At 42.3% G+C, this 475-nt stretch carries 1 protein-coding gene; it reads left to right on the top strand.

Annotated features, from left to right (window positions below):
* The coding region (fliS, locus tag AC29Z1_RS12250) for a flagellar export chaperone FliS (RefSeq protein ID WP_488271748.1) at positions 1–400 on the top strand (400 nt) is incomplete at its 5' end.
* Positions 401–475 lie beyond the last annotated feature (75 nt).

A 475-nucleotide genomic window follows, 5' to 3' on the forward strand; every position in this document is an offset into this window, starting at 1 on the left:
GCCTATGAATGCAGCCAACAGTGCTAATGCATATAAAATTCAGCAGATTATGACAGCTTCACCTGAAGAGCTGACGTTAATGCTATACAACGGAGCCATTCGTTTCATTTCGGAGAGTATACAGGCTATTGATCAGGGTCACCTGGAAAAAGCTAATAAGGCTAATCTGCGGGCGCAAGATATTGTACGTGAATTTATGTGTACCCTGGATATGCAGTATGAGATATCTCAGAATTATTTTAAGCTCTATGATTATATTGAATACCGTTTGATACAAGCCAATATACACAAAGACAAAAGCCAGCTGGAAGAAGCCAAACAGATGCTGACTGAGCTTCGCGATACTTGGGTGCAGGCTATGAAACTGGCTCGGGCTCAACAGCACGCTGTAGCCAAATAATTGGGCAATAAATGCTTGAAGGGGCGTGTCGCAAAACGTTTATGGAAAAAACGTCTTGTGACACGCCTCTTTTTA

Source organism: Sporomusa sp., from assembly GCF_057736855.1.